14 protein-coding genes are annotated in these 16,989 nt (G+C 46.2%); 7 read left to right on the forward strand and 7 right to left on the reverse strand.

Features of this window, described 5'->3' with window-relative positions:
* Positions 1-202: 202 nt before the first annotated feature.
* Positions 203-910, reverse strand: coding sequence for a metal-dependent hydrolase (locus NST33_RS22380; RefSeq protein ID WP_036615169.1), 708 nt, complete (start codon positions 908-910; stop codon positions 203-205).
* 275 nt (positions 911-1,185) lie between these two features.
* Here NST33_RS22380 and nirB point away from each other — a divergent pair, with 275 nt between their 5' ends.
* The 4 genes from nirB (at position 1,186) to NST33_RS22400 (ending at position 5,670) form a co-directional block, all read left to right on the forward strand.
* On the forward strand, positions 1,186-3,615 hold the full coding sequence (gene nirB / locus NST33_RS22385) for a nitrite reductase large subunit NirB (RefSeq protein WP_339305108.1): 2,430 nt from the start codon (positions 1,186-1,188) through the stop codon (positions 3,613-3,615).
* Positions 3,616-3,673: 58 nt separating this feature from the next.
* Positions 3,674-4,000, forward strand: a complete 327-nt coding sequence (gene nirD / locus NST33_RS22390) for a nitrite reductase small subunit NirD (RefSeq protein WP_076214275.1) — start codon at positions 3,674-3,676, stop codon at positions 3,998-4,000.
* A gap of 49 nt (positions 4,001-4,049) precedes the next feature.
* Positions 4,050-4,832, forward strand: a complete 783-nt coding sequence (locus NST33_RS22395) for a formate/nitrite transporter family protein (protein ID WP_339305110.1) — start codon at positions 4,050-4,052, stop codon at positions 4,830-4,832.
* 208 nt (positions 4,833-5,040) lie between these two features.
* Entirely contained in the window at positions 5,041-5,670 is a 630-nt protein-coding gene (locus tag NST33_RS22400) for a YfbR-like 5'-deoxynucleotidase (protein WP_221821926.1), read from the forward strand.
* Here the strand turns inward: NST33_RS22400 and NST33_RS22405 are convergent, their stop codons facing one another.
* Entirely contained in the window at positions 5,671-6,480 is an 810-nt protein-coding gene (locus tag NST33_RS22405; RefSeq protein WP_083677409.1) for a response regulator, read from the reverse strand.
* 4 nt (positions 6,481-6,484) lie between these two features.
* Positions 6,485-8,398: a histidine kinase gene (locus NST33_RS22410; protein ID WP_339305112.1), complete on the reverse strand. Its 1,914-nt coding sequence runs from the start codon at positions 8,396-8,398 to the stop codon at positions 6,485-6,487.
* A gap of 141 nt (positions 8,399-8,539) precedes the next feature.
* Here NST33_RS22410 and NST33_RS22415 point away from each other — a divergent pair, with 141 nt between their 5' ends.
* From NST33_RS22415 to NST33_RS22425, 3 genes are all read left to right on the forward strand, one after another.
* Positions 8,540-9,844 (forward strand): ABC transporter substrate-binding protein, encoded by a 1,305-nt coding sequence (locus tag NST33_RS22415; RefSeq protein WP_339305114.1) that lies wholly within the window; start codon positions 8,540-8,542, stop codon positions 9,842-9,844.
* A 100-nt stretch (positions 9,845-9,944) separates the two neighbouring features.
* On the forward strand, positions 9,945-10,817 hold the full coding sequence (locus NST33_RS22420) for a sugar ABC transporter permease (protein ID WP_017687164.1): 873 nt from the start codon (positions 9,945-9,947) through the stop codon (positions 10,815-10,817).
* Position 10,818: 1 nt separating this feature from the next.
* Complete coding sequence (locus NST33_RS22425; RefSeq protein ID WP_076214249.1) at positions 10,819-11,643, forward strand: carbohydrate ABC transporter permease; 825 nt, start codon at positions 10,819-10,821, stop codon at positions 11,641-11,643.
* 161 nt (positions 11,644-11,804) lie between these two features.
* Here the strand turns inward: NST33_RS22425 and NST33_RS22430 are convergent, their stop codons facing one another.
* From NST33_RS22430 to NST33_RS22445, 4 genes are read right to left on the reverse strand one after another with little or no spacing between them, the layout of a single operon-like run.
* Positions 11,805-13,133, reverse strand: coding sequence for an MFS transporter (locus tag NST33_RS22430; RefSeq protein ID WP_036615192.1), 1,329 nt, complete (start codon positions 13,131-13,133; stop codon positions 11,805-11,807).
* A gap of 20 nt (positions 13,134-13,153) precedes the next feature.
* The gene (locus tag NST33_RS22435) at positions 13,154-13,789 is read right to left on the reverse strand and encodes a TetR/AcrR family transcriptional regulator (protein ID WP_076214243.1); all 636 of its coding nucleotides are present in this window, start codon (positions 13,787-13,789) and stop codon (positions 13,154-13,156) included.
* A gap of 60 nt (positions 13,790-13,849) precedes the next feature.
* A complete protein-coding gene (locus NST33_RS22440) occupies positions 13,850-14,617 on the reverse strand; it encodes an ABC transporter ATP-binding protein (RefSeq protein ID WP_047843824.1) in 768 nt (255 codons plus the stop codon).
* Between the two features lie 12 nt (positions 14,618-14,629).
* The gene (locus NST33_RS22445; RefSeq protein ID WP_339305117.1) at positions 14,630-16,951 is read right to left on the reverse strand and encodes an FtsX-like permease family protein; all 2,322 of its coding nucleotides are present in this window, start codon (positions 16,949-16,951) and stop codon (positions 14,630-14,632) included.
* Positions 16,952-16,989 lie beyond the last annotated feature (38 nt).

Below are 16,989 nucleotides of genomic sequence, written 5' to 3' on the forward strand. Positions count from 1 at the left end.
GGAAATGGGTTCGCTGAACTACTGATCATTGTCATTCTTATTGTTTTATTTGTATTTGGTTCTTCCGATATTGACGACCTGACTGATTCTCCTTCTCAATCCTGAATTGGCTAGGTTATTATTACGATCCACGATCCATTCATTATGAAATGCATACCTGTAAACGCCAGCCCACAATATGCGGGCTGGCGTTTTTGGATGGCTATAGAAATAGCGGTGAGAATGCAATCCAGGCCAAAATAAGAGTAAGCACAATGCAGACATTCTCTACAACGGCCCCACGCTTGGTCCCTGTACTCATCAGATTCACCCGTATGCGCCACTTAAGCGGTGGTAACGGACGAATACCCCGATTGGTTAGTGAATCGGCCAACAGATGCATCGCATATGCCGTGCCTCCCGCTACCCAGATCTCCGGTCCCTGCTGCTGGGTCGTGCTGTACAACAAGCCCGCCCATATTGCTGTTCCATATAAGGTATGCGTCAACCCCCTATGAGTTAGCGTGGTGCACAGCATAAGCAGGCTACCTGCAATCAGATTCCACGGGGCAAATGCGTGACCATAAAAGACCAGCCCGAGTCCAATCGCAAACATCAACACTTTGCGAAGCGAACGCGAAGGAAGGAATGACACAAGCGCAATGAGGATCGCAAGCAACAGGTTCCATGGTTTGGCATGAACATAGAAGTACACAAATACAGCTGTGGGCAACAGAATCGTCTGTAACAGCCTGATCAGACTGTTAGGCAAGGCTCTGGATACCAGCAGCGAATTTGGCTCATCAATGTCAGGCAATAACGAACCAATCAGAGCAACCGTAACTGCCGGCGCTGTCACCGGCATACCGGCCAACTGCAGAACAGAAAGTGACACGCCTGTCCCGATAATAAGGTGGGATCTTCCCATCATGATGCAAAAACGTCCTTTCGAAGAAATCGGGAACAATACGGCCCATTTCCGATTTTACAACGAAAACAAAATAAGAACAATAGTTCGCATTTCTTATTTGTATAAAAATAAATATCACTTTCTGTGATGAGGCTCACACTATTATATTTATGACTCTTTTATCTTTATTAGTGAATTAAATCACATAAACTGTCGTCAACTACTTGTATAATTTCAAATATAAACCACTAAAATTGTTGGTAATGTACAGCGTCTAACCAAGGAGGCATACACACATGAACGGAAAAAAAGAGAAACTCGTTATCATAGGTAACGGAATGGCAGGAATCAGTACCGTAGAACAAATTTTGAAATTAACTACGCGATTTGATATTACTGTTTTTGGCACAGAGCCCTACCCTAACTACAACCGCATTATGTTGTCCTATGTATTGGAAGGAAGCAAAACACTGGATGACATCGTACTGAATGATCTCCACTGGTATCAGGATTATGGTATTACCCTCCATACAGGAACAACCGTAACCCGAATTGATTCGGATACCCATGAGGTTGTGACGGAGGATGGAACTCGCTTCCCTTATGACAAAATCATCATTGCGACAGGCTCTAACTCCTTTATTCTCCCAGTACCTGGACATGACAAAGAAGGTGTTGTCGGTTTCCGCGATATCGCTGATTGTAATGTCATGCTAGAAGCTGCCAAACAGTATAAAAGAGCGGCCGTTATCGGAGGCGGATTGCTGGGTCTTGAAGCTGCCAAAGGTTTGGTACAACTTGGCATGGAAGTTACCGTAGTGCATCTGATGGAAGATCTGATGGAGCGCCAGCTTGATCCGCAAGCTTCAGCCATGTTGAAGGCGGAACTTGAACGTCAGGGTATCCGCTTCAAAATGGGTGCGCAGACTTCCGAACTACTGGGGGGCGAACGCGTTGAAGGGATACGTTTTGCAGATGATACGGTTCTGAATGTTGATTTTGTGGTCATGGCTGTAGGCATTAAACCAAATACGGCTGTAGCCCGCGAAAGCGGTATGGAAGTGAACCGGGGTATTGTCGTGAATGACTATATGCAGACTTCACTTGAGAATGTGTACTCGGTCGGGGAATGTACAGAGCACCGCGGGGTATGTTACGGCCTCGTTGCCCCATTGTTCGAGCAAGGTATGATTCTGGCGAAACATATCTGCGGTGTGGAGACCGCTCCTTATGAAGGTTCAGTTGTATCCACGAAATTGAAAATTTCGGGTGTAGACGTCTTTTCAACCGGTGAATTCATCGACAGCCCAGAGCACACCGTCATTTCGCACAAAGATGACTGGAAACGGACCTACAAAAAAATTCTGCTTCGTGATAATAAAATGGTCGGCGCTGTTCTCTTCGGTGACATTACGGATTCTGCCGAGTTGCAGAAACTGATTAAAAATCAAACCGAAATGACCGAGGAATTGTACGGTTCACTCATGGGTACAGGCTGCGGCGGTCATAAGAAAGCAACCTCTGTTGAAACGATGCCCGAGGACGAGATCGTCTGTGGATGTAACGGGGTAACCAAAGGAACCATTGTGGATGTAATTACAAACCAGGGCCTTACTACTGTAGATGAAATCAAAGCCTGTACCGGTGCAACCCGCTCTTGCGGTGGGTGTAAACCGGTTGTGGAACAGATTCTGCAATATGTACTTGGAGACAGTTTCAGCAGTGGAGCCAAACAGGGAATATGCGGATGTACTTCCATGGGACGGGATGAGATTGTAGCCGAGATTCGTGCAAAGGGATTACAAACAACCAAAGAGGTCATGAATGTACTGGGTTGGAGTCAACCTGAAGGTTGTTCCAAATGTCGTCCGGCGATCAACTACTACCTTGGCATGATTGCACCAGATACACACGAAGATGAGAAAGAATCCCGTTTTGTTAACGAACGTATGAACGCGAATATTCAAAAGGATGGAACGTATACGGTTGTACCTCGGATGTATGGCGGGGTGACTACACCAGCGGACCTTAAACGAATCGCTGACGTATCAGTCAAATATGATGTGAAAGCAGTCAAAGTGACTGGCGGTCAGCGTCTCGACTTGATTGGTGTTAAAAAAGAAGATTTGACCAAAGTCTGGGCTGAACTGGATATGCCTTCAGGTTATGCATACGCCAAATCGTTGCGTACAGTCAAAACATGTGTCGGCTCCCAATTCTGCCGATTCGGTACACAGGATTCCATGGCCATGGGCGCTCGCATCGAACGTAAATTCGAACGTCTGGATCTGCCAGCCAAGTTTAAATATGCTGTCAATGGTTGTCCGCGGAACTGTGCAGAAGCATGTACCAAAGATATCGGTATCGTTGGTAACGACGGCGGCTGGGAAATCTTCATCGGCGGTAACGGCGGTATTAAAGCAAGACTTGCTGATTCCCTATGTAAAGTGAAAACGGATGAAGAGTTGATTGAACTGTGCGGCGCCATCATGCAATATTACCGCGAGACAGGTAACTATCTGGAACGGACGTCCGAGTGGGTGGAACGCATGGGGCTGGAGCATATTCGTTCGGTGGTTGTGGATAACCTTGAGGAACGTAAAGCGTTGATGCAGCGGATTGAATTTGCACTTGAGCATGTTGAAGAACCTTGGCAAAAAGCGATTCGCAATGAAGAAGGCCAAAGCAAAATGTTCCATGGTATCGAAGTATCGGCTCGTCCATAAGTAAGTTCGCAAGATTAATATTTCCGGAATGTTAAATATAGATAAGGAGTGGTTTAAGATGACGACAAAACAATCAGGCACCTACTTCCCTGCCGGAGTAGTTGAAGAATTCCTGCCACGAATCGGAAGAGTAGTTGAAATTAAGGATCAACAGCTTGCTGTCTTTCGTGCATCGGATGGAACCATCTTCGCTGCGGATAATCACAATCCCCACCCTAAGGGTGGGCCGCTGGCTGAAGGCATCGTGTCCGGGCATTATCTGTACGATCCGCTGTATGATTGGAAAATCGACCTGACCACCGGTCTTGTGCAAGCACCGGACAACGGTCAAGTACAGATGTATCCAGTGAAGGTAGAGAACGGCCAGGTCTGGATTGAAATATAGCTCCATTGAAACGTTCAAAGATTGATGCAAAATAATGGGGGAAACCGTGATGTATACACCAAGTGTTGAGGGAATTATTGAAGCTGCGGTTAAAAAACGGGATCAAATGAACGCAAGCCTGCCACGGTATATGGTTGCAGCCTTGATGGCTGGTGCCTATGTAGGACTTGGCATCGTTCTGATCTTCAGTATCGGTGCTCCGCTCCTTGCGGCGCAGTCACCACTGCAAACCATGTTGATGGGCATGTCCTTCGGACTCGCGCTCACGCTGGTCATTTTTGCCGGATCGGAACTTTTCACAGGTAACAATATGTTCTTTACCATGAGTACGCTGGCTGGCCGAACCACAGTGAACGAAACGTTGAAGAACTGGGGGCTCGTCTTTGTTGGTAACCTGCTCGGCGCAATTCTATTAAGTCTACTTATAGTCGGTAGCGGCCTGTTTAAAACGGCCACACCGGAACATCTGCTGTTTGCCGTCTCTGCCAAAAAGATGGCAGCGCCCGTATCCGAGTTATTCTTCCGAGGCATTCTCTGTAACTGGCTCGTCTGTCTGGCGATCTGGATGGCCGCTCGCTCCAAAGAAGATATCGCCAAACTTGTTCTTATCTGGTGGTGTCTGTACGCATTTATCGCAAGTGGTTATGAGCACAGTGTTGCCAATATGACTTTGCTGTCTTTATCCTGGTTGCTGCCAAACCACCCGGATACAATCACGATGGCAGGCTGGTTCCACAACATGATTCCGGTAACGCTTGGTAATATTATCGGCGGTGCCCTCTTTGTCGGCATGGCGTACTGGTATACTTCTCCGGTACGAAAAAAGGCATAATAGTTGATCTATTGCACTTATCTACGTTAAGTAGCATAACATTTGCACAGATGAAGCCACGATGGATGACGAGCTCACGTTCAGTCACCCATCGTGGCTTTTTGGCTTCATTTTACATTCAATGTATACATCGTTAATCCGTGGTTAATATAACTGAAGTATAGTCAGTGTATACGCCCACCTAACTTGTAAAGGATGATCTCTTCTTATGGGAATTCATACGTACTTCAGATCACTGAATGATCTTGAACGCATTATTCGGACCCCTGGCAAATTCAAGTTCGAAGAACATTGTGTATCCGCCCATTCCTGGAAAGTGGTTCAGTACGCCAAAACGTTGGCCGATATTGAAGAACAGCAAGGCGTAAGCATTGATTGGAAAAAGTTATACGAGATTACCAGCAGTCATGATTATGGCGAAATCTTCATCGGTGATATCAAAACACCAGTCAAACATTATTCACTGGAGCTGCGTTCGATGCTGCAAAAGGTGGAAGAAGGCATGGTTGAACATTTCATTAATGAAAATATTCCTGAAGAGTTCCAGCCTATTTTCCGCAGACAGCTGCGTGAGGGCAAAGACCAATCGGTTGAAGGACTGATTCTCGAAGTCGCAGACAAGATGGATCAGGTATATGAAGCCTTTGCTGAGCTCCAACGTGGCAATACGGAGAAAGAATTTATCGTTATGTACCGTTATGCCTTGGTCAAAATCAAAAATATCGACCTCCACTGTGTACAGTATTTCCTGGAACAGATTCTCCCCGACATGATCGAAGAAGGTATTCGCTCCCCATTTGATATTCGCAAAATAACCGAAGAAGCTCTGGCCCAGTAATTAGCTCAAGTCAACATGGTTCTCATCATCCATGGACAGAGCTTTTTTTCGTTCCTGCAATTGTAGTCGGTATTCGCTAGGGTACATGCCCGTTTTGTTTTTGAAGATCCGGCTGAAATAGTGGGAGTCACTATACCCTACCGCTCCACCAATGGTCTTGATATCCATATTCTCGTGAGTGACGAGCATACGCTTCGCTTCATTAATCCGCAGACCTGTCATATATTTCAGGGGAGTCTCCCCCGTCACCTTCTTGAAGCACTTTCCCAGATAGTCCACACTAAAATGCATCTGTCCCGCCATGTCCTGGAGTGTAATCTCATGCATGTAATTCTGCTTCAAATACAACTTAACAGCCTCTGCGATATCCTCCGGCTTCACCTGCTCATCCAGCACGGCACTGACATGGGCAAGCGAATCCACAGCGCTCCCAAGCTTCAATTCCATCGCATCCAGCAGTGTCCGAAGCTGTTCTTCCGATAATGGTTTGAGCAGATAATCCTCCACCTTGTAACTGATTGCCTGCCGTGCATATTCGAATTCATGGTAACCACTCAGAATGACAATTTTCACATGCGGATAGGCAAAATACAGATGTTTGGCGAGTTCCAATCCATTCATTACCGGCATCTGTATATCAGTTACAACCAGATCAGGTACGGAATGTTCAATGAGCTGTAACGCTTCCTGACCGTTCCTCGCTTCACCAATCACCTCGAACCGGGTATCCAGCTCTCTGAATTTGCGCGAGACATTCCGGCGAATCAAGGCTTCATCTTCCACAATAATCGTTCTATATTTGATTGTCATGGGTTCAGTCATGCTCCTTTCGAATGGAACCGCCTATAGTAATCTGGACACCGCCGGAAGGCTTGTTCGTAATCTGCATGTGGGCTGCTGTGCCATACCATAATTTCAATCGGACCCATATATTCTTGAGTCCCATGCCGTTAATTTCGAGGTCAGGCATACGCTCCCACTCCTGTGACTGTTCGATATAATGCATGATCTTGGCAAGTGCCTCGGGTTCCATGCCAGGCCCGTTGTCTTCCACGTGGATCTGCCAGGTCTGCTGTACCGGATCCAACTCTCCAGTAATATTCAGTTTCCATGGAGGGGTATCACCCAGTCCATATTTCATGGCATTTTCGAGTAGTGGTTGTACCATTAACATTGGAACCTGAATATGTTGCATCTCATCCGGAATATGAAACTCATAGTGTAGATCATCCTCGAACCTAATCTTCATACACTCCAGATATCGCTCACAATAATCCAATTCTTGAGACAGGGGAACTCCGTTCTTACCCGGAGTAGAAATATAACGCAGCATAGACGCAATATTGGCACAGAACGCGACAATCTGCTCATTCATGCCTTCTTCCGCCATGATGCTAATATTAGTGATGTTGTTGTAGAGAAAATGCGGGTTCATCTGGGATTGCAACGCCAGTAATCTCGCTTCTGTCTCCTGAGATTTCATCGCCAGCCTGTCCTGAAAAGACTGTACAAGCTGTTGATTCAGCCGTATAAACGTATCATTCAGCTCATCCATCTCCCGAATAGAACCGGGATGCTCCAGCTTGAACAATTGACCGGAATCCTGACCCGATACCAGATCATTCTCACCCGTTTTCTGAATAATGCGCTGCAAACGATGCAGCGGCAAAGTAACCCTTTTGGAAATCAGATACGAGAGAACCAGAATCAGCATGAGAGTAGCTAACGTGGCACCGATAAACATCACAGCCATCCGATTGAGACTCGCGAAAAGGGATTGTTTGGACTGCATGACAATAACGGTCCATCCCGTCTCCTGTGACGTCATGTACGTCATCATTTGTTTGGACTGACTCAAAGGATCGGTAATCTCCTGCATCGTATCAGGTGGAAATGAAAGATTTTGAATCAAGTCCACATCATCGAAATGGCCTGCTTGAGAAACATCGGCATCCGAAGAAAGTGGATACAACCGTGTATTTTGTTCATCCACTACATAGATCCGAAGATCGTTGTTATTCGCCTGCAATTCATTCAAATGCTGGAACAGGGTTCCGGCATCCTGCAAAATCTCAACGACACCCTGGCTGACATAATTGCCATCTTTGTATACCCGGGTAAGCGAAATGTAAGGTTGATCCGATTTTCCCTCGCCGGTCGGCATGGGCAAAGCTCCGCCCTCTAACAATTGGATCACCCGCCAGCCACTCCGCTCCCAGGTTTCCTTGTACCACGGTCGCTGAGTCAGGTCTACCGACAGTTGACCGTTGAATGCACCCGCTCCCAGCATCTTGCCATTCACATCATAGATATTGGCCTGTTGGGCTGTGTTGGAGCTGCTGATGATCGCGAGAATGACATCAATTAGTGTGGTTGTATCCTTGTACAATGCCGGATCACTCGTCATTGTCTGCTCACTGCCTTCTGCTGGTGCCAAGTAGTGACTGAAGTGTTCTTTGACCAGATTGGAGTACACGATATTCATGGAAAAGTTGTTCATTTTCACCACTTCCTGATCCAAGTTACTGACGATGGATACCCCCAGTTGTCTCTGCTGTTCTTCACTTCGATGACGAATGTCACTTGCGAGAAAAACATACAGAAGCCCCGCCACAATCAGCGAAAAGATAATAAATACCGCAGAGTAATAGGCAAACAGACTTTGCTGAAGCGTTCCAAATCGATATCGCAATCCCCACACACCTCGTCCTATGATGATATCTGTCACACCATTCGAAAATGTCCACCCAACAGAACGCTTTTGTCTATTGAGCACATCCGCTGTTCACAGTAAAGTTATCCACATAAGAATACGCTTACATTAAGCGTTTCGGCAAGTGACAATTTTCTTTATATTCCGGGAGGTTCAATGATGAGAAAACGATTTCTATTTTCGCTTGCAAGTGTGCTCCTGCTCTCCACTCTGCTGCTTGCCGGGTGCAACTCAGGTAAAAGTACGGAAGGTTCGGGTAAGGTGACACTCACGTTTGGAACAAGCCAATCCGGTATTCCGCGTACAGGCATCATGCAGACGATGGCCAAGGAATATGAGCAGGAGACGGGTGTCAAAATTGACTTCCAGGTCGTACCTGACGCACAGTGGCGTGACCTGATCAAGGTGAAGCTCGCTTCTGGCGAAGCACCTGATATTTTCAATGTCGATGTGGACCCACTGAGCATGCCGGCTAACGTAAGACCGGAGGAAAATGCCATTGACCTGACCAATGAGGAATTCACAGGTCGGATGTCTGAAGAGATTTTGCCAACCGTCAGTCACAATGACAAGGTGTACGGGGTTTCTTTTGCGCCAACGAAAATCTGGTATGTGTACTATAACAAACGTATCTTCCAAGAGCTCGGTATAGAGCCTCCTACATCCTATGCCGAATTCAAGGCGATCAGCCAGAAAATTAAGGATAAAGACATTATTCCATTCTATCAGGCACCTGCCAGCGGGTGGTATCAGGTTCTGCCTTTGTTCGAAACGGGACCTAACTATGAGCAAACAACAGCGGGAACCTACGAGAAATTAAACAATAATGAGATGAAAGTCGCGGATATGACGCAACTCAAGACGGTCATTGAACAGTTGAAGGAATTTGCGGATCTCGGTTATTTCGGCAAAGACTTCTTGTCCAATACGGTAGAAGCGGGAATTGAAGCGTTTGGTCAGGAGAAGGCAGCGATGTTACTGCGGGTTCCAGGGACGGAAAAGGAAGTCTCCGAAGCGTATCCGGCAATGAAAGACAATATGGGGTTCTTCGTCATGCCGTGGGGAGATAATCAGACGATTGGTGTGAATCCGGGCGGTTCAGCTGCGATGTTTGGTAACAAAAACAGTAAACATCCCGAAGAAGTGCTGAAATTCTTCCGCTGGATTACCGAGCATGATCATCTGCAGCGTGTGTTCGATGAAGGTGAAGGCAATCTGACGATCTGTTGGCCGGAAATCGAACCAAAGCTGACACAGGACTATATTGATTATGAGAAAAATCATGAAAAAGGTACGGTCATGCAGGCCGCTGTGAAATACATTGATCCACAATGGATGGATATTGGCAAAGACTTGTCAGGCATGTTCGCCGGCGCAATGACACCGGATCAGATTCTGCAAAATATTGATAAACGCCGTGCTGAACAAGCCAAAGTGCTGAAAGATGAGAAGTGGCAGTAACCACGCATATTTCAGATAAACACAAACGCACAACAACGTTACATGTAGCGGGCGTTTGCCCGCTCATGTATTTTGGCAGGAAGGAAAGGTGTTACCGGTTATGAATGCAAACAAAATCTATCCCTGGTATTTCTCATCCGGAGCGATTGTATTATATCTGCTGTTCATCGTTGCTCCCGCCCTGCTGGGCATCTATTATTCCTTCACTGACTGGAACAGTTACAGTTCGGAGAAGAACTTTATCGGTCTGGAGCATTTCCGTACCATATTGGCGGGTGATCCGACCTATCTTCTTTTTATCAAAAACACAGTCCTCTTCACCCTCGTGACATCCATCGCCAAGACGGTTCTCGGCTTGTTTCTGGCCCTGCTGCTGGTCAGCGGTGTAAAGGCCGCCAATCTGCATCGGATGATCATCTTCTCCCCGCAGGTGCTGTCGTTCCTGATTGTTGGACTTGTGTTCAAAAGTCTGCTCGACCCCAACAACGGGTTCGTTAACGTAACCCTACGTTCCATGGGACTGGACGTTCTCGCCCAGAACTGGCTGGGCTCCCTGACCTGGGCCATGCCATCCATCATGGCAGTGGATACGTGGAAAGGCATGGGGTACATCATGGTGCTGTTCATCGCCGGACTACTCGCCATTCCACGTGATTATTACGAAGCAGCATCCATTGATGGCGCCGGCTTCGGGCAGAAGCTGTTCCGAATCACCATTCCGATGCTGATGCCTACCATTACCATCGCCACGGTGCTTAATATTACGTACGGGCTGAGAGTATTCGATGCCGTATACGTGTTAACCAACGGTGGCCCCGGTAACGCAACAGATGTCATTAATACAGCGGTCTATTCCTCTTTTGCCAAAGGATATTGGGGACTCGGAAGTGCGCTATCTACCATTCTGTTTGTCATCATGGCGATCATCTCCTTTTTCATCATTCGTTTGATGAACCGAAAGGTGGAATACTGACATGCGATTAAGAAAAAGATTGGCTTCGATCGGGTTAAATGTACTCGCCTGGCTGCTTAGCCTGGTGGTCCTGATTCCTTTTGTCGTCATTGTACTGAATTCATTCAAGTCGGACGCCGAGGCCAAAGTGCTTAAACTGACGTTGCCCGAGAAGTTTATTTTCGAAAATTACAAAATCGTCTATGAACAGGGACATTTGGGCGGTTCCTTTTTCAACAGCCTGCTGCATTCCGGGGCCTCTTCTCTGCTGTTAGTGTTTGTTGTGGCCTTCTCGGCCTTCACGTTATCCCGCAACCATTCGAGGCTCAGCAAGTTTCTGTACTTCTTCCTGATTCTTGGTATCACACTGCCGCTCAACTACATTCCGCTGATGGAAGTGATGAAGTCGATGGGCATGATCAATTCACATGTCGGCATGATTCTGCTCTATACGGCTATGGGGATTCCAATCTCGCTGTTCATTACGTATGCGTTTGTGTCTAACATCCCGAAGGAGCTGGATGAAGCCGCGATCATGGACGGATGTAATGGGATCAAGCTGTTCCTGAGAATCATTGTACCTTTGTTAACCTCGGTGCTGGTAACGGTATTTGTTCTTAATTTCCTGAGTGTCTGGAATGAGTTTACTGCCCCGCTCTATATGCTGAATACAGTGGAGATGTGGCCGATGACGCTGGCTGTATATAACTTCTTTGGACAATTCAGTGCCCAGTGGAATCTGGTCAGTGCCGATATCGTGCTCACGTCATTGCCTGTGTTGATTGTATTCCTCATTGGGCAAAAGTATATTGTAGGAGGACTAACTTCTGGGGCGGTTAAAGGATAAGCTCCACCGACAATCCAAATACACAAACGCATCTTGTCTAAGTACATCTGCTGACTCCTCAGCACAAAAAGCCCTTGTCTGCTCATCGTGTGAATAACTTCTTCGTACAGAAGAAGTATCACACGCTGCTGCGGACAAGGGCTTACGCAGTTGGATTCGAATTAATCGTGCGCCAACCCGCCAACATCGGATGGAGCCGCTATATCTGGGCTCTGCTCCAGAGATTTGATCATTTTCAAACGGGATGTGATTATTGCGATCAGAATAACAAACAGACCCGCGATGATAAACAGAAAGGCAATACCTCTGCCTGGCCCAGTTCCAATAATTTGACCAACAGACGAAGCCAGTGCTCCCCCCTCCATCAGCAACGGATTAAACACATGGTCGGCCAGAAATCCAGCCAAACTGTACGCGATAATAAACCCGAGTTGTGACAGAATACCAATGATTCCCCATACCCTGCCCTGCTTATCGTTGGCGATATTGTTTCGCACCAGCACATCTGCGCTCATATTGACAAACGGCAGCGATGACAGGAACAGGAAACCTGCGAAGATAATAAAATAAATGTTGGTGGATATCCCCAGAAGCGAGAAAGATAAGCCGCACAAAATTAGACCCATCACAAGCACACTTGCATATCTCTTTGTTATTGTAAATATGCCGATGCACAAGCTGCTAATCAGCATGCCGATGGCGCTAACAGACTGAAACGTTCCAAGTGTCTTTGCATCCGTGAATGACAGAAGCATCGGACCAATGAGTGTCTCCAGGAATCCCAGATAAAAGGTGACAAGTGAAATAATCACCACCAGCAACAATACTCCCTTGTTGGTTACAACTTCTCTCCAGCCCTCTTGAATATCGGTGATCCAGTTTTTTCCTTCTCGATCCTCACGCTCCACCTTCATGCTCTTCCGAATAACCAGCACAGCCAGAATGGCAACCAGGAATGTCAGAATATTAATGACCAGAATGACTTCAATGGTTGTTATACTAAGCAAAATGCCCGCAATGATGGGTGAAAACAGAAACTTCGAGGATTCAGCCAGTTGTACAAGACCGCTTCCTTTCGAGAACTGATCCTTATCCAGCAGGTCCGTAGCAGAGGCCTTATATGCCGGGCTCTGCAACGCGGAAAACACAGAACTAAAGGCTACTCCCACATAGATATGCCATAATTGGATATCTCCTGTAAGCATAATGGACAGAATGAAAATCAAACCGGCTGCCGACCCCAGGTCGCCGATAATCATCATCGTTCGACGGTCGAATCGGTCTGCCAGTACCCCTCCAATAGGTCGAAGCAGGATATTCGGCAGAAACGTGAATAAGGTGATCAATGCAACACTTGTTGCCGTATTCGTTTTTTCGAAGGCATACACCCCCAGGGAGAAGGCTGTAAGTCCAATTCCAATCATGGAGATGAGCTGACCGAACCATACTACCAGAAACTTTTTAAATGATTTTTGAACAGTATGTTCCATGGATGATACTCCTTTCTCGGCTAACCTTGATTCGGAAAATAAAGACGAGTGACGTAGGCGAAGCTTCCTTGTTCTGCTCCCAGCACACGTTCCATAATATGTGTGAATGCTTCAACCTTTTTTTGGAGTTCTTCCTCCTCCCATTGAAAGATGCCTCGATCCAGCAAAAATTGTGACGATACGAGCAGGAATTCGATGGATTCCTTTGGGTTAGGTGTATGAAATACCCCCTCCTGAATGCCCTGCTCTACCACCTCGGCCAAGATGGGACTTAATCGAATTACCGTCTCTACAAGACTCTTTTGGTGCATCTCCACATTATGAACACTGTGCAATTGCTCGATGAGATCATGTTTTCTGCCATCAGGCTGATTCTGCGCCATCATGATGCGAAAAATTTTGTCATGGGCATTCAGTTTGGGATCGGACACCACGTGCCTGGCCGATGCCTCCCCGCTCAGAATAAAACGCATGACGATGGCGTTCATAACCTCTTCCTTGGACTGAAAATAATAATAAAATGTACCCTTGGCAATGTTGCACGCCTGTAGGATATCCATGACCGTAGCTTTGGTATATCCCTTTGTTACGAACAGAATCTCGGCCGCATCCAAAATCTCATTCCTGCGTTCTTCCGGGTTTTTTATCAGTCTCATATCCTGGCCTCCGATACGTTCGACCGACTGTCGGTCTATTGTAGTCATGAAGTTCTTTTTTTAGAACCCCATTTCAGTCAACCATTGCGCCAAATGGCTTTCCCTTGTTTTTAGATCCTGACGCTCTCTTGCATATTTCCCAATATTTCTGTCTGCAACCAGCTTACCGTCCATCATAAACAGCACACGTTCCGATCTGGCAGCGACTTTCACATCATGGGTCACCAGCAGAATGGTTGTACCCGTTGCATTAATATCGCCCAGAATATCCATGATCTCATACGTTGATTTGGAATTCAGTGCCCCCGTTGGTTCATCGCCGAATAGAATATCTGGATTATTAATCAGCGCACGGCAGATGGCAATCCGTTGAAGCTGTCCGCCTGAGGCTTGGGTGATGTTATGCCCAGCCAGCTCATCAATCCCCATTTTTTTCATTAATGACATTGCCCGTGTATTAATCGTTTCTCTGCTGCTATTCTTGGCCAGATACGCGGAAAGTACGATATTGTCTAACAGATTCAGATTCTTGAGCAGATGAATATTTTGAAAGATGAATCCCATCTTGGTCAAACGTAGACTTGCCAGATCCCTCTCCTCAAAAGCCGATATTTTTTTGCCATTAAAATAGACACTTCCAGCACTAATCTGATCCATACCACTTATGTTGTACAGTAAGGTAGACTTGCCTGAGCCAGATGGCCCCATGATGGAAACAAATTCTCCCTTTTTTAATTGAAGGTTGATATCTTTTAAGATGTTATGTTCTTCATTCTCGCCGATCGCTACGGATTTATTCACGTCTTTAGCCTCAAGTATAGTTGTCATCGTTGATCCTCCCTATTCGACAATCATTTTGGATATGCTTGTTTCCTTGATCGATTGGATGCTAATCCATGCTGTTAGTACAATCGTGCCTGCAAGTAACAATGGACACAAAATATATGCCTGTAACGGGTTAACAACAAAAACAATATTGGAAGCTCCGAACGTCGACATAATGGCACTAACCAGCAACGGACCCAACGTATTGGACAATATCGTTCCAGTAACAACCCCTAAGATTAATATGAGAAGTGACATTACGACATACTTGAACTTGATTTTAGACAAGGCAAACCCAAGGCTTCTCAGTACAGCAATGTCGTTGTTGTCCTTGGCTACTAACATCTGAAGGAACAGTGCTGTAATTAAAATAGATATGAAGACACCGATGACCAAGGCCAGCATCGTCACCAATTTCAATTGTTGGATGGTTCCGCCTAACGTTTGATCCAAATAACCTTGAAGATCGGTTACTTTGGCTGGCGAGAAAGCCGCCTCATATTCAGCAATTTTGGTAGCCATGTCCCCGCGATTATTCAGATCCAAACTGACCACATACCACAACACACTATCCTTGTTGTAGGGCAATAAGGCCTTCGCCGTTTTCCCACCATTTGTAACGTCCTGGTATATTCCGCTGACCGTCATCATCTGGTCCTTGCCATTAACCAGCAAAGTAAGTTGCTCACCAGTCTTCAGGCGCAGCTCGCTACTGTTGGCATCCGATAACGCAATTTCATTCTCGGTTGTTGGCGCATTACCGCTAACATAAGACAATGGGAAAATACTGAAATCCCCAGTTTCCACACTCAGATTGTCGTAACTTCCTTCCGCATTTTTAATCTTGAACTGGCTTGTTACCAATGGGGAATACGTTTTGATGTCTTTATCATTTTGGATCTGGGCAACCAGATTATCGTAACGCTGCTCCACATCGTCTGTGTGCCTCAAGTCAATGCGAATATCACTTTGTCCAACACCCATATAAGAGATAAAACTTGGCGCCTGCAAAGTGTTCAGGAAGTTGACCGGCACAATCATAATAAATGAACTGACTACAAAGACGAACAACAATAATCGGAACATCTTGATTCGCTGTATCACTTCCTTCAGACCAAGAAAGACAGGTACGGAAGACCAGCGATTGCGGGACAAACTAAGCCGGTTTCGAATGATCTGTGTATCTCCCAGGCTCCCGGTACGGAGAGCATCCACCGCGGAGATGGAACGAAAACGCCGCAGTACCGTTCGACAGAACAGAACAACCATGGCAAATATTATTCCAGCGGCTAATAACGGAATCGCGAAATGCAACAGGGTTGCGGGTGCTTTTCCCATATACAACATGATGTTGGAAACAAATAGTCTGTTAACGCCAAGTGATGCAATGTAACCAAGCACGGATGCGAATCCGGCCATAAATATATACTTCATCAGATACAGTCTCTTAATATCCTTCTCTGCGATCCCTATCGCTTTCATGACACTAATCTCACGATAATCCTCTTCGATGGTCGCAAGCATCGTGAATCGGATGCAAAGCATCGCGATCAGAATCAGCACAAGACTGACCAGAATAATAACGGCTGCAATAACTCCGTCGGTCATGGCATTCAGTACCTGGAATAGCCCATAGGTTACGACTGGGCCCGCATTGGGAAGTCCGGCATTTTGGTAAGCCTGGGTAAATTCACTCGTCAGTCCGGGATCGGTCAACCGGAATTCGATGAGATACTCCATCTCTCCGATGCCCTGCTTCAATTCCTGTAAATTCCCATCACTCACAATAAAACGTTTGGAGTGCACAACCGATGGATTCATCTGAGCATCACGGACAAAATCAACGATGGTGTAAGAACGCTTAAATTGACCATTATCGATCCGAACCTGGTCGCCCACGCTCAATTTTTTTTGCTGCATGTAATATACCGGAACCGCGATCTCGCCATCGTTAACCTGAATAATCTCACTATCTAGATTCAACAAATAGTCGAAACCCTGATTCTGTGTAACAAAGTCAATGTCCATAACGCTGTTCTTTTCGGACTCTGCTCCGAGAAACAGATTAGAGCCGTCAATGTTGACCATTTCCACAATCTGATGTTGCTGGACCATGGCATTTTCTTCAGCCCATGTGTTCACTTTGGCCTGATCGATCTCTCCGGCATGCATTTGCACAAAGTGTGGTGTTTTGGATTCAGAAAATAGATATTGGATGGAACTCGTCAGTTCCATAATCATTCGTGACCCCGAAGATACCAGCAAGGCGGCCAGCAGTACAAAAATAAATAAAGCAGCCGTAATCCCTTTTTTTCTCGTTATATCGTTTCTCAGCATTCGTAGCAGCATAAACGAACATGGCTCCTCTCATCTAC

Source organism: Paenibacillus sp. FSL L8-0435, from assembly GCF_037965655.1.
Lineage (GTDB): Bacteria > Bacillota > Bacilli > Paenibacillales > Paenibacillaceae > Paenibacillus.